The organism is Alkalinema pantanalense CENA528 (assembly GCF_050753345.1).
Classification (GTDB): domain Bacteria; phylum Cyanobacteriota; class Cyanobacteriia; order Leptolyngbyales; family Leptolyngbyaceae; genus Alkalinema; species Alkalinema pantanalense.
Window position 1 is genome coordinate 142,003 of sequence record NZ_JBLZFX010000002.1, and the last position, 20,949, is coordinate 162,951.

The window sequence follows — 20,949 nt, forward strand, 5'->3', positions numbered from 1 at the left end:
TTGTCCAATTATCTAGATACAAAAAAGCCTCCCATTCGGGAGGCTTTTTCAGTTAAAGATCACTAGCTCGATCAACCGAACTTACCAGCAGTCGAAGCAATCAGGAACGCCGCGTAGGTAAAGATGTAGCCCACAGTGAAGTGAGTTAAACCAACCAAGCGTGCTTGCACGATGGACAGTGCCACCGGCTTGTCCTTCCAACGAACCAGGTTCGCCAGAGGAGTGCGCTCATGGGCCCAAACGAGGGTTTCGATTAACTCTTGCCAATAACCACGCCAGCTGATCAGGAACATGAAACCAGTTGCCCAAGCCAAGTGAGCACCCAAGAAGATCCATGACCAAATAGCTAGGTTGTTCATCCCATAGGGGTTGTAACCATTAATCAACGGAGCAGAGTACTGCCACAGGTAGTCACGGAACCAGCCCATTAAGTAGGTCGAAGACTCGTTGAATTGAGCTACGTTATCAGACCAGATAGATAGGTGTTTCCAGTGCCAGTAGAAAGTAACCCAGCCAATGGTATTCAGCATCCAGAACATGGACAGGTAGAAGGAATCCCACGCAGAGATGTCGCAAGTACCGCCACGACCGGGGCCATCGCAAGGGAAGGCATAGCCGAAATCTTTCTTGTCAGGCATCAGCTTGGAGCCGCGAGCATCCAGTGCGCCCTTGACTAGAATCAAAGTGGTTACGTGCAGACCCAACGCGATCGCGTGGTGTACCAGGAAGTCGCCAGGGCCGATCGTCAGGAACAAGGAGTTCTTGCCACTGTTGACGGCGTCCAGCCAACCGGGCAACCAAACGTTACCGTAGTTAGGATAAGCCGTGTAAGCCACGCTTTCAGGGTTGGACAGCAACGTTTGGAGGCCGTAGAGCAGCTTACCAGAGGATGCTTGAACCCATTGCCCGAAGACAGGCTCAATGAGGATTTGTTTTTCGGGAGTTCCGAAAGCAACCACAACATCGTTGTGGACGTACAGACCCAGGGTGTGGAAGCCCAGGAAGAGGGAAGCCCAGCTCAAGTGAGAGATGAGAGCCTCTTTGTGCTCCAGCATCCGTGCTAGAACGTTGTTTTTGTTAGCTTCTGGATCGTAGTCACGAACCAGGAAGATTGCACCATGGGCAAAAGCACCAACCATCAGGAACCCAGCAATGTACTGGTGATGGGTATAGAGTGCTGCCATCGTGGTGAAGTCTTTCGCGATGAACGCGTAGGGAGGCATGGAGTACATGTGTTGAGCTACCAAAGAGGTAACTACGCCCAAGCAAGCCAAGTGCCAACCGAGTTGGAAGTGTAGGGAGTTGTTGTAGGTGTCATACATCCCTTTATGCCCATCCCCAATCATGCCGCCGAAGGGCGTGCCTTTAGGAGGATTATGCGCTTCCATGATCTCTTTCATGCTATGACCAATTCCAAAATTGGTCTTGTACATGTGACCAGCAATGATGAAGAGAACAGCAATTGCCAGGTGGTGGTGAGCCATATCAGTGAGCCACAGGGACTCGGTCTGAGGATGGAAACCACCCAAGAAGGTCAGGATTGCGGTCCCTGCACCTTGAGCAGTGCCAAACACATGCCCAGCGGTATCAGGGTTCTGTGCATACGCACCCCAGTTCCCTGTAAAGAAGGGAGCTAGACCTGCGGGGTGAGGTGCGACAGAGAGGAAGTTGTCCCAACCCACGTGTTGACCACGGGATTCAGGAATTGCGACGTGAACCAGGTGACCAGTCCAAGCCAGGGAGCTAACCCCAAACAAACCAGCCAAGTGGTGGTTCAGACGGGATTCAGCATTTTTGAACCATGCCAAGCTGGGACGGAACTTGGGTTGCAAGTGTAGCCAACCAGCGAATAGCAGGATTGCAGACAGAATGAGCAGGAAGATGGAACCTTGATACAGATCACCAACCGTACGCATCCCAATGGTGTACCACCAGTGATAAACACCGGAGTAAGCAATGTCCACAGGGTAGGAAGCGCCTGCCTGAGTGAAGGCATCAACGGCACCCTTACCAAACTGAGGGTCAAAGATCGCGTGAGCGATCGGTTTAACATTCAGCGGATCTTTAATCCACTGCTCGAAGTTGCCTTGCCAAGCAACGTGGAACAGGCTGCCAGAAGCCCACAGGAAGATGATTGCCAGGTGACCGAAGTGGGTTGCGAAGATCTTTTGATAGAGCTTCTCTTCCGTCATGCCATCATGGCTTTCAAAGTCATGAGCCGTGGCGATCCCGTACCAAATACGACGAGTCGTCGGATCTTGGGCAAGGTCTTGGCTAAATTTGGGAAATTTAGTCGCCATAAGTCCTAATAATCCTCCTGGCTCATCATAGTGAAAGTGACCGAGCTAGGAAGAACGCCCACGTAGTGGCGATTCCGCCTAAGAGGTAGTGTGCCACGCCCACAGCTCGACCCTGGATAATGCTCAGAGCACGAGGCTGAATAGCAGGAGCCACTTTTAGCTTGTTGTGTGCCCAAACGATGGACTCAATCAATTCTTGCCAGTAGCCGCGACCGCTGAACAGGAACATGAGGCTGAAGGCCCAGATGAAGTGGGCGGCCAGGAACATGAGACCGTAAGCAGACAGCGCAGAACCGTAGGAATTGATTACCTGAGAAGCTTGCGCCCACAGGAAGTCACGCAGCCAACCATTGATCGTGATTGCGCTTTGAGCAAAGTTGCCGTAGGTAATGTGGTTGACAGTCCCATCGGGCGAAACAGTACCCCAGACATCAGACTGCATCTTCCAAGAGAAGTGGAAAATCACAACCGAGATGGAGTTGTACATCCAGAACAGACCTAGGAAGACGTGATCCCAACCAGAAACTTGGCAGGTACCGCCGCGACCAGGGCCGTCACAAGGGAAGCGGAAGCCCAGATTGGCTTTGTCTGGAATCAGACGGGAGCTACGGGCAAACAAAACACCCTTGAGTAGGATGAGCACCGTCACGTGAATTGTGAAGGCGTGAATATGGTGCACCAGGAAGTCTGCGGTGCCCAGGGCGATCGGCATCATGGCAACCTTGCCACCGATCGCTACAACATCTCCACCGAAGGCAACACTTGCCGGAGCCAGTGCACCAGGAGCAGTGGAACCCAAACCTGTTGCAGCTGCATGGATGCCTTGCACCCACTGCGCAAAGATGGGCTGAAGTTGGATTGCGGTATCGGAGAACATGTCCTGAGGACGTCCGAAGGCCCGCATAGTGTCGTTGTGGATGTACAGACCAAAGCTATGGAAGCCCAGGAAAATACAAACCCAGTTCAAGTGGGAGATGATGGCATCGCGGTGACGGATAACGTTATCCAACACGTTGCCTTGGTTTACCACCGGATCATAGTCACGCACCATGAAGATGGCACCGTGAGCAGCCGCCCCTACGATGAGGAATCCGCCAATCCACATGTGGTGGGTGAATAGCGACAGTTGCGTTGCATAGTCTGTCGCCAGGTAAGGATAGGGTGGCATTGCATACATATGCTGAGCCACGATGATGGTGACAGAGCCACCGATCGCTAGATTAATAGCCAGGTTTGCATGCCAAGAGGTGGTCAAGGTTTCGTATAGACCCTTGTGACCATTCCCAGTAATCATGACGGGGTCGGGCCCGTTAGCTTCCAGGATTTCCTTCATGCTATGGCCGATGCCCCAGTTCGTGCGGTACATATGACCAGCCACGATGAACATCACTGCCAATGCGAGGTGGTGGTGCGCCGTATCGGTCAGCCACAGGCCACCGGTTACGGGGTTCAAGCCACCCTTGAAGGTCAGGAAGTCAGCATACGCGCCCCAGTCTAAGGTAAAGAAGGGGGTTAAGCCCTTGGCAAAGCTGGGATAGATGTCTGCCATCAACTGAGGATTCAGGATGAACTCGTGCGGCAGAGGAATCTTGCTCGCAGGAACGCCCTTATCCAACAGTTCGTTGATCGGCAGAGATACGTGGATTTGGTGACCTGCCCATCCCAATGAACCCAAACCGAATAAACCAGCCAAGTGGTGGTTCATCATGGATTCGGCGTTTTGGAACCACTCCAGCTTCGGAGCTGCCTTGTGGTAGTGGAACCAGCCAGCAAACAACATCAAACCAGCCATTACTAGACCGCCAATGGCAGTGCAGTAAAGCTGAAAACTGTTTGTAATACCGGCGGCGCGCCACATCTGGAATAAGCCAGACGTAATTTGGATGCCGTGGAATCCACCACCAACATCACCATTCAAAATTTCTTGACCGACGATAGGCCAAACGACCTGTGCACTAGGCTTGACACCTAGAGGATCCGTCAACCAAGCTTCATAATTTGAAAACTTAGCGCCATGAAAATACATGCCACTGAGCCAAATGAACACAACGGCCAAATGACCAAAGTGGGCGCTAAAAATTTTGCGAGATACGTCTTCTAAGTCAGAAGTATGGCTATCGAAGTCGTGAGCGTTAGCGTGGAGGTTCCAAATCCAAGTGGTGGTTTTGGGCCCCTTAGCGAGGGTGCGATCGAAGTGACCAGGCTGACCCCATTTTTCGGTGGAAGTCGGAACCGGATCCTTATCGACAACAACCTTCACCTTCGCCTCGCGCTCCGGTGGGCTGATTGTCATTGAGACTCTCCTCTCTCTAGAAAAGGAACGAGGTATCCCTAATAGGCAGTGCTTAGCACGAACTAACTTTACAAACGCAAGCCATGTTGGATAAGACCAAGGTGCTGAAGAATCAGCCAGAATGCGGTTTGTGCCGTTTGGTCTATGCGAAGCCCCCTTAAACTATCTCAGCTAAAAGCCTTAACTAGCAAGGGATCGCTGCTCGAACTAGGTTCTCACGCCTGTCATTATAGGTCTTGAACGAAAGTGTTTCTGGATAGGATTAACAATAATTCAAAAACCCTAAAAGCTAAATCACATAGAGCTTTTGACCACTCTTAAAGTTCAAAAAGTCAAGGGGGAAGCAATAGCATTTACACAACTTCATGATTGAAAAAGAGAAAGTCAACAATTGATTGCGATCAATTACGTTGTTTCAATGCGTGAGTGAACAAATGTTACGAAAATGATTAAAAGAATGATTTTGGGATCGTGCCTTCTTAGAAATGAGAATAGTAGGATAAATGCTAAAACGGTCTTTGGATCCAGAATTCATAGACTTTCGTGAGGATTAGCCAGTGATTTCGGGCTTTTCCGCTATAGTGCCCATAGGCTTTAAGCTGAAATGGAAAAGAGTATTGCCTTTGACAAAATTCGTTTTTTATAAGGAGAACGATCGCGTGGTGGGACGGCGTCGCTGGTGGAAAACCTTAAAGAAGCCCGTTGCCCTGGGCTTGGTGATGTTGCTGATGGGTCTGTGGAGTGGTTCCCCCGCTTTGGCTGCTTCGGTGAAGACCTCAGGACAACTTTCAGAAGCGTCGCCACCGCTGGCCATCCAGGAACTGCGTCAAGTGCTGGAAAAATATCAGCCTCAAATTACGGTGGTCAGCCCTAAGGCTGATGAAGTGGTGCAGGATACAACGGTTGATGTGCGTTTGCGCGTCAAAGATTTGCCGATCTATAAAGATGCCAAGTTTGGCTTGGGGCCGCACCTGCACCTCTTTTTAGATAACCAGCCCTATCAGGCGGTTTATGACCTGAGCCAACCGTTCCAACTCAAGGATCTGACACCAGGAACCCACACGCTACGGGTATTTGCCTCTCGACCTTGGCATGAGAGCTTTAAAAATGATGGAGCCTATGCCCAGGTTACGTTTCATGTTTTGACTAAGACTGGGGAAAATGCACCGGATCCCGATAAACCCTTGCTGACTTATAGTCGGCCTCAGGGAACCTATGGCGCAGAACCGATCCTGTTAGATTTTTATTTGACCAATGCGCCCCTTCATTTAGTTGCCCAAGGTAATAAAAAGGATGAGGTTGAGGATTGGAAGATTAAGGCGACGGTGAATGGTCAAAGCTTTAATCTCGATCGCTGGCAGCCGATTTACCTGAAAGGCTTTAAACCAGGACAAAACTGGGTTCAATTGGAATTTATTAACGATAAAGGTCGCGCGATCGAAAATTTTGCCAATAACACGGCGCGGGTCTTTACCTTTGAACCGGGTGGCAGCGATACCTTATCTAAATTGATCCGAGGGGAACTGACGATCACCGAAGCGCGGGGGATTGTGGATCCCAACTACCAACCGCCGGAACCTGTTCCCAGTCCTGGGGTATCACCGAGCGTTGCTCCTGCTGTGACTCCTATAGGGGAACCTGGGGCTGTCCCCAGTGAAACGCCTGGTGGTTCAGCGGAGACTCAGAAGACAGCAGCTAAAAAAACAGAAGCTAAAACGGTTGAACCTACAGCGGTGCCGACGGCTCCCGCGATCGAGCCGAAAGCAGATCTGAAATCTGGTGATCTTAAAATTGCGCCGGGTGGGCTACCGATTCCCGTCCCAATTCCCATTCCAGTTGGGCCAGCAGCGGAATCCAAAACGAAAAAGGCCCAATCAGAGGTTCCGCCAGCAGCGAAATCTGAGAAATTAAAGGCTCAAAAAGGGAAAGTTGCTGCGGAAAAAGCGACAGCCCCCGCAACGCCCTCTGCTCCGGAAGCAAAATCTGTAAAACAAGTCCTACCTGCGCCGGAGAAAGCGCCAGAACCCTTACAACTTGCGCCTGAGCCGACGAAAGCAAAAACGGAAAAACCTCAGCCCGTTGTCCCTACAGAAGTTGCACCTTCAGAAAAAGCGCCAGCAAAGAAAGGTTTCTTTAAGTTGTCTCCGGGGCGGAGAGTAGAAGTAAAACCGTCGATCACGCCACAACCGATCGAATCTGCGAAATCCGCTGAATCCGCAAAAACTTCTCCTCAGCCTGCAGAGAAAACGTCTGTAGAGAAAACGTCTGCGACGGAACCTAAGGTGGAAGCGCCGAAAGTGGAAGCGCCCAAGGTGGAATTATCCAAGCCGACGGAATCTCCGGCTCCGGCTCCGGCTCCAGTAAAAGCTGTAGCTCCAGCGGCTCCTGCCCCGGAAGCAGCGGCTAAAGCGGCCCCACCAGAGAAGAAAGGTGGATTTTTCGATCGCTTCCGTCCAGCGGCTCCGCCAGCACCAAAAGATAAGGATGCGAAATCCGAGGTTAAACCAGCAACAAAACCAGAAGTAACGCCATCTGCGAGTTCTTCAGTCAGTCCTGGGGCGAGTCCTTCTGCGAGTCCCATTCCTGCAAAATCGCCGGAACCGAAAGCGGTGAAGCTGAAAACTCCCAGCAGTCCTACGCCAATCCCGATCGCCCCTGGGTCAGCCTCGAAGCCCAACGTGGTGCCGATTCCCATTCCCATTCCCATTCCGGGGAAAGCTACGGCTCCTGCTCCGAGTCAACCTGCACCAACGCCGAAGTCAGCGGTTACGCCGATCGTACCAGCGCCCAAGTCGAGTGCTTCAACGGTGACTCCTCAGGTTGAGAAAAAAGAGACTGAGAAAAAAGTCGCAACGCCGGAGAAAAAGGGTGGGTTCTTCGATCGTTTCCGTAAGCCAGCCGCTCCAACAGAAGTCAAACCTTCAGTAGCTCCCCAGGCTAGTCCTAAGGCTCGCCCTGCTGAACAGAAAGCTTCGGAAGCTAAGTCAGAAGTAAAGCCGGAAGCTAAAGAGATTGCGCCTAAACCCGCGATCTCGCCTGTGGCTCCTGCAAAATCTACCACTCCATTAATTGCGCCGAAGGTGACTGCGCCGAAGGTGGCTCCGGTGCCCGTTCCTGTGATTGTGCCTAAACCGGAAGCCTCTAAGGTTCCTGCCGTTGTGCCATCGGTTAACCCAAAACCGACTGCGCCAAAGGAAGGATCTAATAAGGCTGAGACTTCCACAATTGAAAAACTGAAGGAAGCGTCTGAGAAACCGATCGAAAAACCGACGGAAAAGATAGGTGGTTTCTGGGCACGTTTCCGTAAACCTGCGGCTCCTGCGTCAACCTCCCCGGCGGTCTCTCCTGCACCGATCGTGAGTCCAGCGCCTAAAGTTCGGGAGGAACTTAAACCTGCGATCGCCCAGCCCAAATCTGAAGCGGGTAAAGCTAAACCGACGATCGAGAAAACGCCCATTCCTGCGGATCTAAAGGTTAAAGCTCCGGAACCTGTGAAGCTTGCGCCGAAGGTTGCTGTCCCGCCAACGGTCAAACCTGCGGCTAAACTGCCAGAGACGAAGGTGCTCGCAGAACCGAAGGTGCCTGTAAAACCCTCCGCCGTTCTTCCCTCGGTTCAGCCGGAATTGTCGAAACCTGAGGCCAAAGCGGAAAAGTCGCCTTTCAGCAGTTTCTTCGATCGCTTCCGCAAGTCTTCTCCGGCTCAACCGGAGGTGGTTCAACCCTTGCCTAGTCCAGCTGCGGTCACGCCCCCGGTGAAGCAGCCTGAAGCTAAACCGCTTAAGGTGCAGCCACCAGAAGCTAAGAAGCTGGAAGTCAAGAAACCAGAGGTCAAGAAACCAGAAGCCCAACGGCCAGAAATTAAACAGCCAGCAGCGAAGAAACCGGAAGCTCCGAAGCCTGCGATCGCCCCGTCGGTTTTGCCCAGTCCCGCAGCGGTGAAAGCACCGACGCCAAAAGTACCGACGCTAAACGCGCCGTCCACGATCGCGCCCAAGCCTGCAACTCAATCCCCCCAAAATGCCTTGGGTGGGTTCCTCCAGCGGTTCCGTCAGCCAGCAACGCCTCCACCGAGCCCAGCTACTGCACCAACCACTGCGCCCAAAGCGGCGGCAAAAGCGACGACTGTCCCGAGTCCAGGGGCGAAGTCATCTCCGACGGAGAAGCCAGCGGCGACTAAAGTGATAACCCCGTCAGCGGTGACGCCCAAAGCGCCCGTAGCTCCGGAGATCGCCCCATCGGTAAATGCTAAGCCTGTCCCTTCAGCGATCGTGCCTCAGCCTGTGACGACGAGCAAACCTGAGGCTAAATCGGCATCCAAACCTACCGAACCTGAGAAGTTTGATAATCCTCTCAAGGGATTTCTAGAACGGCTCCAAAAGCCGGAGACTAAGCCTGAGCCTAAACCGGAGGCAAAACCGGAAACCAAGCCCGCGGTGAAGCCTGAGGTGAAAGCGATCGCGAAACCTACCTCGACTCCCGTCCAACCCACTTCTGTTAAGCCAACGGTTAAACCATCCAGTAGCCCAGCGGTGAAACCCACGGTGAAGCTGAGCCCAGCGGTAGCACCCAAGCCAGCAGTAGTACCTAAGCCAGCGGTAGCACCTTCGATTGCCCCGATCGTGCCCTCTGCTAATGTGCCCTCTGCCAAGGTCGCGCCTAAGGTTCCTGCCATTGCAGTGCCGACCCCTGCGGCGGCTAAGATTCCTGTAACGCCCAAGACGAGTATCGTCGCTCCGAAATCTGCGCCAATGGCGACTCCTGCTCCGACCTCCCAATCGGAAAGTTTGGATGAACTGGTTAAGCGGTTGAAGCAGGCGGACGATCGACTGCCTGTGAAACCCCAGGTTTCTGCATCGGCTAAACCCAGTGCGATCGCAACCCCAGAAGCGAATCCGTTGAATGGCTTCCTGGAGCGGTTTAAGCAACCGGAGGCATCAAAATCGTCTGGGGCGAAACCTGAGTCGGAGAAAGTTGCGAAACCTGAGATTGTGAAGCCTGAGATTGTTGAGCCTAGGATTGCGAAACCTGAGGTGACGAAATCTGAAGTAAAACAATCTGAAGCTCCGAAATTTGGGACGAAACCCGCAGCTTCAACCCCTGCGAAGACGGTTACTCCTGCGAAGACGGTCACTAAGGTCTCTCCGGCTCCAAGCGCGATCGCCCGTCCAGAAACGGTTTCCAATCTCAAACCCTTCACCTCGCAAAAGTCTGAACAAAAGTCTGAACTGAAATCCTCGATCGCTAAACCTGCTCAGACTAAGCCTGCTGAAGCGAAAAAGCCTGAGGCTAGCAAGCCTGTGACGGTTGCTCCTGGTGCTAAACCTGCGATTTCCTCCACGGGTTCCCCAACGGTGGTACCGAAGACAGTTGCACCGAAAGCAGTTGCACCGAAAGCAGTTGCACCGAAAGCAGTTGCACCAAAGACCAGTTCACAACCTGCCTCACCTGCAAAGCCAACGATCTCGCCTTCTCTGGCTCCGAAAGCTCCCGTCATCGCTCCTAAAGTGACCTCGCCCGCTGTTACCGCTCCCAAGGTGAATGCTACGACCCCAGTGAATGCAGCGCCCAAGGCATCCGCTCCGGAAAAAACGGCGACGACAACCCCAACCGTCAAAACGCCAGCCTCGATCGCTCCGGCAACCCGTCCGTCTTCCCCGTCAGAGCCTTCCTTGGGCAGTGTCTTTAATCGGCTGAAGGATCAAATCAAGCTTCCCAAGTTAGCCGCACCGGAGTCTAGTCCCTCGGTTGCGCCAGCAGCGGTAAAATCCGATCGCGTCTCAACCCCGATCGGTCAACCTGCTAAGCCTTTACCCGCTAAAGCGACGCTATCCAAGCCAGCCCCGGCGGAGTCCAAGCCAAGTGAGGTGAAATCAGAGGCGAAATCGTCAGCAGTAAAATTAACGGCAGCCTCGACTAAGCCGATCGTCCCCGCTAAACCAGTTACCCCTGTAAAAACTGCGACTCCGGTAAAACCCCCAGTGCCTGTGAAAACTACGGCTCCGGTGAAGGCTGCGGTTCCAGCTCCGGCGGTGGCTCCTGTAAAAGCGGTGACTCCAGTCAAACCAGTGGTTCCGGTCAAGCCTGTGCCTAGTGCGGCTTTGTCCAGTCCTGCGGTTTCTAAAACTGCTGTCTCTAGTCCTACGGTGGCTGAGAAACAAATGCCAGACAAGTCAGTGGAGAAGCAGGCCGATCAGGCAAAGGGCACAGATAAGACAGACAAAGCTGATAACCCAGACAAGGCCGATAAGTATGACTACCTGAAAGCATACTTAAAGCCTTCGGCCCCGATCGAGAAGTCGGTTGATGCAGCGGGTGCCTCGACTAATGGTGCCTCGAGTAAAGGCGTCAATTCAGCGGCGGCCACCGCTGGAACTTCTGTAACGGCGGAGAAAAAATAGCGATCGCGAACCCATGGACTACTCTGGGGATAGATTCCCTGACATTTCCCTGAAATAACTCTATGGTTCGCGTGCGTGCGCCCCAGTTTCCTCAAAATTTAGTTTGGCTCAATAGTGCTGCTCTCTCGATCGCGTCATTGCGGGGGCAGCCTATTTTGTTGGATTTCTGGACCTATGGCTGTATCAACTGTTTACACGTTTTGCCCCAGTTGCACCATCTGGCTGAGAAATATTACCAGCAGGTTACTTTCATTGGCGTGCACACGGCGAAATTTGCGGCAGAAAACGCGATCGCAGGGATTCAAGGGGCGATCGACCGTTACAACATTCGCCATCCCGTTGTTGTGGATCACGATCGACACATCTGGGATGCCTATGCGGTGCGTGCCTATCCCACCTTTGTGCTGATTGATGCCCAGGGCTATATCGTGTTGACGGCGATCGGAGAAGGGCAGTTGGATCGCATTGAATCCGCTTTGCAGGCACTGGTGGACTCCAAGGCCGCAACCGCGATCGCGACGCCTCCATCCCCCGTCCCGCACCTAGAATCTCTACGGTTTCCCGGTAAAGTGCTAGCCGATCGCGCCTCCGATCGCCTCTTCATTGCGGATTCTGGCCACCATCGTATTGTCGTGACCGATTTTTTGGGACAAACTAGCCAATCGATCGGTCAGGGACAGGCTGGTTTTCAGGATGGCGATGGGGATAGGGCACAGTTTGCCAATCCCCAGGGTTTGGCCCTCGATCCAAGCGGCAAAGCATTGTACGTGGCCGATACAGGTAATCACGCAGTTCGCAAAATTGACTTAAACACCTACCAAATCACCACGATCGCGGGAACAGGTGTCCAAAGTCCCTGGCTCTATCCCCACGGTGGACTGGCCCAAGCTGTAGCCCTGAATTCCCCCTGGGATTTGCTCTGGCACGATCGCGTCCTATGGGTTGCCATGGCTGGATCCCATCAAATTTGGTGCTTGGATCTCACGACGGGCCACTTGCAAACCTGGGCAGGAACGGGTGCGGAGGGTTGTTTCGACGGTGTGGTAGAAAGGGCGGCCTTTGCCCAACCGAGTGGATTGGCGACGGATGGTCGATCGTTGTTTGTGGCGGATTGTGAAAGCAGTACGGTGAGAGCCATTACGCTGGTTGAAGAGCCGATCGTGAGGAGCATTTGCGGCTCGGGGAATCTCTACAACTTTGGCGATCGAGATGGTCAAGGTGAAGGGGTACGGCTACAACACTGTCTGGGGCTAGCCTATGATCCATCCGGTAATCAGCCCGATCTTTGGGTGGCGGATACCTACAACCACAAAATCAAACGGATCAATCTGGCGACAGGGCAATGCGAAACGATGTTTGCCGATTTTGCGGAACCTGCGGGACTGGCGATCGCCCATAACTGGCTGTTTGTGGCGGATACCAACCATCACCGGATTGTGCGGCTAGATCGGCAAACGGGCGATCGCTTCGTCCTTCCCTTCTCAGATCTCTGCCCGCCAGGAATTTGTCGGTTCTAGTTGCCCATGGAATCGCCACTTTGCAGGAGTTGCGCTATGGTCAAGCTAAAGTCAGGGTAATGGGGCCAGATAATGCGATCGTGCTCATAAAATCCTGCTTACAAAATAGGGAGCTAGTCATAGCTCCCTCGTAGACGGAATGAATAGAAATTGTTCTATTCGATGGAGAATTTCAGGACTTACTGAGCGTTGGCTCGGTACCACTCGATCGTATTTTTCAGCCCTTCTTCAAAGCTGACCTTCGCCTCAAAACCGAACCGATCCTTCGCCCGTTGGGTATCTAAACAGCGGCGAGGCTGGCCATTGGGTTGCTCCGTTTCCCAGACGATTTCGCCCTTGAATTCCATCAACTGACAGATTAGTTCGATCAAATCCTTAATGGAAATTTCCCGATTGGTGCCCAAGTTGACCGGATCCTCGTGATTGTAGGAAGTCGTTCCCATCACAATACCTCGGGCCGCATCCTCGGAGTACAGGAATTCCCGCGTTGGGCTACCGTCGCCCCAGACGGGAATTTCTGTATCTCCCCGAAGTTGGGCTTCGTGCACTTTCCGAATCAGCGCCGGAATCACGTGGGAACTGCGGGGATCGAAGTTGTCTTCTGGGCCGTAGAGATTGACGGGCAGCAGGTAAATGCCGTTAAAGCCGTACTGTTGGCGGTAGGACTGAAGCTGTACCAAGAGTGCTTTTTTGGCGACGCCGTAGGGGGCGTTGGTTTCCTCCGGGTAGCCGTTCCAGATGTCTTCTTCCTTGAAAGGCACCGGGGTGAACTTGGGATAGGCGCAGATCGTCCCGACGCAGGTAAATTTCTCTACCCCGGCTTGATAGGCTGCATGGATCAACTGTGTGCCCATCATCAGGTTGTCGTAAAACAACTCCGCAGGTTTTTCCCGGTTAAGGCCAATACCGCCGACGTGAGCTGCAAGGTGGATCACAATATCTTGATTAGCGACAGCCCGTTGGCAAGCTTCCCATTGCCGCAGGTCATAGTCCTTCGATCGGGGAATGGAAATTTTATCAGGATTGGCTCCGGCAGCGATTAATTGCTGCACTACCTGTTTGCCGAGGAATCCTGCACCGCCGGTCACGACAATGCGCTTATTAGAAAGGTCGATCGCTGCTGAAGTCATGGTATGTCTAGCCTTGTACTGTAAAAAACTGCTGGGTATCTTGAAAAATGGCTCAACAACTTGCAACGCAGAATTTACAAGTTGAGAATTTACAAATAAGGACTGAGAAAGCCTATTAAGATGCCCTCAGTCCCTATTCCAAAATCAGCTATCTCCTTCAGGAGAGATGGCTGCAATGATTCATCTAGAAAGACATAGCAGCTACGTTTTCCCGCACGATCGCATTCTCAGAATTCACTGGGCCAGCGGGGGCATCAATGCCGACGGCACGCAGATCAGCATCCACCATCAAGTTCACCAATTCTTCAAAGGTTACCGAAGGCTCCCAACCGAGTTTTTCCTTCGCCTTCGCTGGGGTTCCAATCAGCAGATCCACCTCTGCCGGACGCAGGTAGCGAGGGTCAAATTCTACATACTGTTGCCAATCCATATTGACTCGACCAAAGGCTAGGTCAAGAAACTCTTTAACCGAGTGGGTTTCACCCGTTGCTACCACATAATCATCGGGCTCAGATTGCTGCAACATCAGCCACATTGCCCGCACATAGTCCTTGGCGTAGCCCCAGTCCCGCTTGGAATCCAGGTTGCCCATGAACAGTTTCTTTTGTTTCCCAGCTGCAATACGAGCTACTGCACGGGTAATCTTGCGGGTTACAAAGGTTTCGCCACGACGGGGAGATTCGTGGTTAAACAAAATCCCGTTGCAGGCAAATAGATTGTAGGATTCGCGGTAGTTAACGGTTTGCCAGTGGGCAAAGACTTTCGCGCAGGCGTAGGGGCTGCGGGGATAGAAGGGCGTTAGTTCGCTCTGGGGGACTTCCAGCACCTTGCCGTACATTTCTGAAGAACCGGCTTGGTAATAACGCACTTCATTGCCAGTCCGTTGCTGATAGTCCCGTACGGCTTCCAACAGGCGCAGGGCACCCATTCCCACACTGTCAGCAGTGTATTCCGGAGAGTCAAAGCTGACCCGAACGTGGGATTGGGCACCGAGGTTATAAATTTCGTGGGGTTGAACTTCTTCAATGATGCGACCCAGCATGGTGCCATCGGTCAGGTCACCGTAGTGTAGGAACAGGCGTGCTCCTTCTGCGTGCGGATCTTCGTAGATGTGGTCGATCCGATCGGTGTTGAAGGTGGAGGTACGACGGATAATCCCGTGCACTTCGTAGCCCTGCTCCAGCAAGAGTTCACTCAAATAGGAACCATCTTGCCCGGTAATCCCTGTAATCAATGCCCGCTTACGTTGCGTCATGCTAGTTCTTTCCTTCCCTGCGAATCACGATAGAAAACATTTACAAATCATTACAGACTAGCTTTCGTACAAATCTCGTGGAAGGACAAAAGTCCAACTGCCACAAGTCCAACTGCCACAAGTCCAACTGCTACAGATGGAATGGATCTAAGTGCAAGTCTGGTCTCTAATGAACTCATCCAAATGGATTAGGGATCCGTATAAAAATCAAACCTTCTAGGCAAAAAATCGTGATGAGACGCCTCATTACTCGATCGTCCTAGATTGAAATTTATAGATTTATTAATCCCTCAACCAAGCGTGATCGAAACGACTGCAATGAATCTTTGTGCGTTGGCTTGCCAGAGACAACTGTCCAACGACTTAAATTCCTGAAGTCATGCATAGTTCACGTTTTGGTCTCAAGAAGGTGCCAATAGCCTAGCCTGAATTGGGCGAGGATCGTATAAAGTCAGGCCAAAGTCTGTACGAAGACTCCTTAAAGTTCCGCCAATTGCCTGATGCAAGTTTTATCGAAGACAGTATAGCGGTTAGACAAAATCTAGTGAGCTTAGTCCAGGGAATTTAGCCTGTCAGGGTAAAGTTCACGACCCCCTAGTAGGCACCGTTGTTTTTAGGAAAGAGCACAACGCGCACCGTCTTGATGATCAGCCAGAAATCCAACCAAAATCTACGGTGAGTGACGTAGTAAGCATCCATGCGAACCCGTTGGGGATAGGGAATGTCATTGCGTCCCGAGACTTGCCAGAGCCCCGTGATGCCGGGACGGATAGAAAGCACTTGCTCAATGGCATCGCCGTAACGGTAGAGTTCTTCGGGCACCAAGGGACGAGGCCCGACCACACTCATGTCCCCCATGAGAACGTTCCAGAATTGAGGAAATTCATCCAGACTGGTAACCCGCAGGAAATGACCGATCCAAGTAATACGCGGATCCTGTTTGAGTTTGAAATTTTCTTCAAATTCCTGCTGTAAGTGCGGCGAGCTGGCTAACATTTCCGTCAGTAACCGATCGGCATTATTGACCATGGTACGGAACTTAATGCAGCCAAAATGACGACCCTGCTTGCCTACGCGCTCTTGGATGTAAAAAACTGGGCCATCGGAACTGAGGGCGACCAGCAGGGCCAAAAGCAAGTAGACCGGTGAAAAAAGAATGAGTACAGAGAATGAAAAGACAATATCAAAAAGGCGTTTGACGATCGCTCGATCCAGTAAAGTCCAAAGCGGCGGTTTGCCCCGACGAGACTTTGACTGACCTCGAATGACCTGTCCCGAAGCAATTGGGCTATCGGCAGTCATGTTACGCATACTCCACACCACACACTGATTTTTCGATAAAAATGAATTCAATTCCGTAAAAACTGTAAATTTTTGCGAAAAAAGCTTTCACTTTTTCGAAGAAATGTAGTTCCGATCATAAAGCGATCGTCCCCACTTGGCTTAAATTGGATCAAATTTTAGGGCAGTTTATGGGTTGTCATAGCCAGGAACGATCGAGATGCTGCTGGGTTTTGAACTCGCTGTAACTGCGATCGATAAACTCCAAGTACCGATCGCGAAAGACCGTGGGTTGGAACCCTAAGGCATGCTGATGGATCACCTCAGGCTGAAGCTGGGCGTATTGATCTTCAAAAGCTTGAATCGTTTCCTGTAAGCTCGCGATCGTTTGTTGGGGGAATAGCATACCCGTGCCTTGGGTGCCCCACTGTCGCACATCTTTCACCGTTTCTCCAGTACCGCCAGCAGCGTAAGCGATGACGGGTGTCCCGCAGGCTTGGGCTTCTACCGGGGCGATACCAAAATCCTCATAGGCTGCATATACAAAGGCTTTGGCCTGGGCCATGTAGCGTTCAACCACCTCATTGGATTGCCAACCTAGGAGTTGAATATTGGCCTTAGCCCGCTTACGAATTTTTGCCAGATCAGGGCCATCGCCAATCACCACCAAGGGCAAACCGAGTTGGTTAAAGGTTTCGACAATTAAATCAACTTTCTTGTAACTCACCAGCCGCGAGACCGTGAGATAAAAATCTTGTTTTTCGGTAACCAAGGGAAAGCGATCGACGGCAACGGGGGGATAAATGACTTCCGCCTCCCGCCGATAGCAGCGCCAAATTCGTCGCGCTGTCGTTTTCGAATTAGCAACAAAATAATCCACCCGGTTTGCAGAGAGGACATCCCACTGGCGCAGTTGGTGCAGTAAATAGCGCGTCAGGATGCCCGGAATTCCGCGCCCCGATCGACTGTTGTTGAGATAGTCAAAGGTCAAATCCCAGGCGTAGCGCATAGGGGCATGACAGTAACACACATGCATCTGGTGGGCTTTGGTTAGCACCCCTTTGGCCACTGCATGGGAGGATGACAAAATAATGTCATAGGGACCCAAATCCAACTGTTCGATCGCCAAGGGCAGCAAAGGTAAGTATTTCTGAACGCCTTGTTCTGCCAAGGGAAAATGTTGCAAAAACGTATGGCCGATCGTGCGTCGGTAGAGATAACTTTTGGGGTTGCGGGATTCAAAGTCGATGAGGGCGTAAAGATCTGCATCAAGGTACTGCAAGATTTCCTGGACAACGAGTTCGGAACCGCCAGTGGCTTTTGGGGTCAACCACTCATGGACAAGGGCGTAGCTGGGCATAGACGAATGATGTCAGAGGGCTAAAGCGGGAATCTAGTCGAGAGATAAGGCATTGATCAAGTCAGCGCATGAATCCATCAATCGAGCATAGCGGTTAGTGGCATAACAGTGAGGCATAGCGGTTCAGTTGGATCAAGTGACGCGCAAAAACAAATCGACCAGCCTCTCCCTAGAAGCTGGTCAACTAGATATTAAGTAAACCAAGAATGGTTTGCTGTTGTCGTTTCACATCGAAGGAACCTCAACTCTGCGCGTTCCCAAGCGTGCAGAAGGCTCTTATAGAGTATTTATCCCTATTGACTTGGAATTGTAACAGAAAATACGAAAAATTCGTTGTGAAAATTCACATGATTTCGAAACTTTGCGATCGCCCACTGCAACTGGGATCGTTACGATCTGGATCCGTCGTCCGCTAAACCTTTTTCTCTTCCCGGAGCCAGGATAGCCCCCTTTGGGGATTGCCCCAGAGAATTTGTTCCTGCTTATAAATTACTGTGCCTGGCTTTGCCCCCTTGGGTTTGTAAACATGTTTGGGTTGGGTGTAGATCACCGGAACCTGCTCACTTTGGCGGGCTTGGCTGTAGTAAGCGGTGAGATCAGCGGCAAATTGTAAATCTGCTTCATCGGGGACGCTGCCCGGTGGCATCCGCAGCAACACATGGCTACCCGGGATTTCCTGGGTGTGAAACCAAAGATCGTAGTCCCCCGCAGTCCGAAAGGTTAGTTGGTCATTTTGGCGGTTATTGCGGCCAATCAGCAGTTCAAACCCACTGGGGGTTGGGTAATGGTGGGGTTCACTGGCCCGATCGCTGCCTTGGGCTTCCCGGCGATAGTTGGGATCTTCTAAGTAGCCCTGCTGGATCAGTTCTTCCCGGATTTCTTCCAGGGTGTCGAGGTCGGCGATCGTGGTGTAGGTTTCCAATTGACGCAGCGCAGTCTCAACTTGCTCAAGGTAGTGAATTTCCCCTTGGACAGTGGCCAGGAGGGGATCGATCGCGGCCCTGGCTCGGGTCAGTTTCTGGTACTGCTTATAGAGACTTTGGGCATTTTGGACTAGATTTTTCTCGGGACTCAGAGAAATTTTAATGGGTTCTCCAGTTGCAAAATCGGATAGCTCAATTTGATCCATACCTGGTTCCCCTAGGTGCAGGTGGGCCATTAACAAATCCGCCTGTTGGCGCAGTTCATCTGCGCGATCGCTGGCCTGGAGGCGATCCAGAAACCCCGATCTCTTACTGTGTAATTTGCCGAGGAGATTGGCCAAGCGCTGCTGAAGTTGGTGTTTCAGTTGACTAAAGATTTGCTCATTCCAGCGATCGGTATAGTAACGGTTTAGAATCTCCTGAGCGCTCAGATTCGGTGCTGCTGAGGGGAAAAAGTCCGGCTTGTTCCAACCCAAAACCGAATATCCCGAAGGGCGCAAACAAGGGTGAAAGTTCCCCTCGGCTAGGGTTTTCAGCCAGGTTTGCCAAGCGTCAAATAATCGCTGCCAATCTGTTGGCTGGAGTCGATCGGTTGGAACCGTCGCATCGAGATCAGCACGGCTAAGTAGCTCCGCCACTAATGTAGAACTGAGGCCGCGATAGGTTTTCAGTAAGGTTTTTCCCAGGGGGCCAGGGATCAGTTGAAGGCGATCTTGCCAGCGATCGCGGGGTTCTTCCAGCGTAGGACTATCACTAGTCGGTCGTGGTGGTAGTTCGTAGGGATCTCCCGTTTGGATCGATCGAATCCGAGACTGGCGATTCCCAACTTGGTAGGCTGCTGTGACAATTTCCTGGGCTTGGTTGACCAAAATTACATTGCTGTATTGCCCCATAATTTCCACGTAAACCTGCCAGAGAATTGGATCCCCAGGCCGTTTAGCAAACTGGAGCGCAATGACTCGCTCAAAGGGAGCCACGATCGCGATGTCCACCAATGCTAATCCTCCCAGTTGGTGCCACAGCTGTTGGCTAAAGGTGAAGGTATCAGGCTGGCGCGGGGGGGGATCACTGATGTGGAGCCGTGCTGCTTGGGGATTCCAGGAAATTGTAAGCCAGCTCCTTCCCTGGAGGGTGCGCAAGGCTAAACAGAGGGTATGGCGATCGCGTTGGTAAACTTGCTCCAGGCGGGCAGGAATCCAGGTTTGGCGAAGTTCATGACAAATCGCCATCAATGTCGTGAAATCAACGGGCTGCACAGTTCGAGTTGCCTAAGTGATGGAGCGTTAGGATAAAGGTAGAGAGGGTACGGAGGCACTGGTAAAAGATTACATGCTTAAAGAAGGCTGTGGATTATGTGGGCGATTAAGTGGAGTAATGATTTAAGTGGCGTAATGATTGACTGACCGCTCGTTTGCCCTCATCTCTAAATCCCTTCTTCCCTTTTGGAAGAAGGGACTGTGAACACAAGGGCTGTCTCAAACGCCCTCTTCCGCTCTAGGAAAGGGGCTGGGGTGAAGATGAATTAAGTTTTGTCCATCAATTCAAGATCAATTCAGGGTGGAGTCATTCAGTGAACTCCTAGACAGAGTGTAAACGAACAGGCTGCCCTAGTGTTTTTGTAGGTTATGGCATAACAGCCGTGGGCATAACGGCTGTGGGCTTGAGCGGTGGGCTCATTCCCTGGTTCACCCCATTAAATTCTGTTAGGCGACCCGTTGATTAGGGGAAGCAAGCTCCATGTTAAAACAGCGTGGGCAAGGCTTAAGTCTAGAGCCCTACCCATTCTGCTATCAACTCCAATAGGAAACAATAGTGAACAAATGGCCAAAAACTATATTTAGTATGGGGTTTAAATTATCTATCTAACTATCTGTCTGAACGATCTGTCTGAACTGATATAAATGACCGACTCTTATGCTAATGGAATCGAAAATTCAAATAGAAATTAATGAATTAAATAGCTCACTTAGGCATCATTAATCGTGCTGTTTGGTCAACTTGTTGTATAAAGTTGTATAAACTCAGAATCAGGAAAATCTTGCCCGATTTTGCCGATTTCTCTAATGTCCTTTAAGCTTGCTATCCGTTGTCGTATATCAGATTGAATTTGGGCTTCTTCCTAGGATCGGGAGCCAGGAACCTTTTCTTGATCGTCCTAGACTATGGTGTAGTGATGATGGGTGTAGTAATGACGCAGATATCTGTCCAAAGGGTGTAGGTTCTCAGATTGTCTCCCCTAGGTGCTGTCATCCTTTAGAGGCCAGACGCTCTTGCAGTAGATGTTTTTACGCCCCTCGTTTGGGAAAGTTGGGACGACCACTGTAATACTTATCCCTCGAGGCTTCTAGGGGAAATTGATGATGTGCCCTAGTGGACTGTCAGTTTTCAATTTGTGGATAGAGGCGCTTCAGTCGAATCCGAGCATCGGCAGTAGTAAACTGCCAATCTACTGCCTTTTGCAATTGATTACGTTCAGTGTACCAAGCCTGGGT

General features: G+C 51.6%; 9 protein-coding genes. 2 read left to right on the top strand and 7 right to left on the bottom strand.

What is annotated here, in order from left to right:
* Positions 1-71: 71 nt before the first annotated feature.
* Together psaB and psaA are read right to left on the bottom strand one after the other, a co-directional pair.
* The gene (gene psaB / locus ACN4EG_RS01275; RefSeq protein ID WP_431627340.1) at positions 72-2,300 is read right to left on the bottom strand and encodes a photosystem I core protein PsaB; all 2,229 of its coding nucleotides are present in this window, start codon (positions 2,298-2,300) and stop codon (positions 72-74) included.
* Between the two features lie 25 nt (positions 2,301-2,325).
* Positions 2,326-4,593, bottom strand: coding sequence for a photosystem I core protein PsaA (psaA, locus tag ACN4EG_RS01280; RefSeq protein ID WP_431627341.1), 2,268 nt, complete (start codon positions 4,591-4,593; stop codon positions 2,326-2,328).
* A gap of 623 nt (positions 4,594-5,216) precedes the next feature.
* Between psaA and ACN4EG_RS01285 the strand changes: the two genes are divergently transcribed.
* Both ACN4EG_RS01285 and ACN4EG_RS01290 read left to right on the top strand, forming a co-directional pair.
* Positions 5,217-10,991 (top strand): hypothetical protein, encoded by a 5,775-nt coding sequence (locus ACN4EG_RS01285; protein WP_431627342.1) that lies wholly within the window; start codon positions 5,217-5,219, stop codon positions 10,989-10,991.
* Between the two features lie 62 nt (positions 10,992-11,053).
* Positions 11,054-12,508: a thioredoxin-like domain-containing protein gene (locus ACN4EG_RS01290; RefSeq protein ID WP_431627343.1), complete on the top strand. Its 1,455-nt coding sequence runs from the start codon at positions 11,054-11,056 to the stop codon at positions 12,506-12,508.
* A gap of 179 nt (positions 12,509-12,687) precedes the next feature.
* On the opposite strand, the gene ACN4EG_RS01295 is transcribed toward ACN4EG_RS01290, so the two are convergent.
* The 5 genes from ACN4EG_RS01295 to ACN4EG_RS01315 form a co-directional block, all read right to left on the bottom strand.
* The gene (locus tag ACN4EG_RS01295; protein WP_431627344.1) at positions 12,688-13,638 is read right to left on the bottom strand and encodes a GDP-L-fucose synthase family protein; all 951 of its coding nucleotides are present in this window, start codon (positions 13,636-13,638) and stop codon (positions 12,688-12,690) included.
* A gap of 184 nt (positions 13,639-13,822) precedes the next feature.
* Positions 13,823-14,893: a GDP-mannose 4,6-dehydratase gene (gene gmd, locus ACN4EG_RS01300; RefSeq protein WP_431627345.1), complete on the bottom strand. Its 1,071-nt coding sequence runs from the start codon at positions 14,891-14,893 to the stop codon at positions 13,823-13,825.
* 594 nt (positions 14,894-15,487) lie between these two features.
* Entirely contained in the window at positions 15,488-16,195 is a 708-nt protein-coding gene (locus tag ACN4EG_RS01305; RefSeq protein WP_431627346.1) for an undecaprenyl-phosphate galactose phosphotransferase family protein, read from the bottom strand.
* A gap of 178 nt (positions 16,196-16,373) precedes the next feature.
* The gene (locus ACN4EG_RS01310) at positions 16,374-17,534 is read right to left on the bottom strand and encodes a glycosyltransferase (RefSeq protein WP_431627347.1); all 1,161 of its coding nucleotides are present in this window, start codon (positions 17,532-17,534) and stop codon (positions 16,374-16,376) included.
* A 412-nt stretch (positions 17,535-17,946) separates the two neighbouring features.
* On the bottom strand, positions 17,947-19,713 hold the full coding sequence (locus tag ACN4EG_RS01315) for an Rqc2 family fibronectin-binding protein (protein WP_431627348.1): 1,767 nt from the start codon (positions 19,711-19,713) through the stop codon (positions 17,947-17,949).
* Positions 19,714-20,949: the final 1,236 nt, after the last annotated feature.

Bases quoted from the DNA above. Each gene is read 5' to 3' on its own strand.
- psaB (WP_431627340.1), bottom strand. From the start codon at position 2,300: ATGGCGACTAAATTTCCCAAATTTAGCCAAGACCTTGCCCAAGATCCG.
- psaA (WP_431627341.1), bottom strand. From the start codon at position 4,593: ATGACAATCAGCCCACCGGAGCGCGAGGCGAAGGTGAAGGTTGTTGTC.
- ACN4EG_RS01290 (WP_431627343.1), top strand. From the start codon at position 11,054: ATGGTTCGCGTGCGTGCGCCCCAGTTTCCTCAAAATTTAGTTTGGCTC.
- ACN4EG_RS01295 (WP_431627344.1), bottom strand. From the start codon at position 13,638: ATGACTTCAGCAGCGATCGACCTTTCTAATAAGCGCATTGTCGTGACC.
- gmd (WP_431627345.1), bottom strand. From the start codon at position 14,893: ATGACGCAACGTAAGCGGGCATTGATTACAGGGATTACCGGGCAAGAT.
- ACN4EG_RS01305 (WP_431627346.1), bottom strand. From the start codon at position 16,195: ATGACTGCCGATAGCCCAATTGCTTCGGGACAGGTCATTCGAGGTCAG.
- ACN4EG_RS01310 (WP_431627347.1), bottom strand. From the start codon at position 17,534: ATGCCCAGCTACGCCCTTGTCCATGAGTGGTTGACCCCAAAAGCCACT.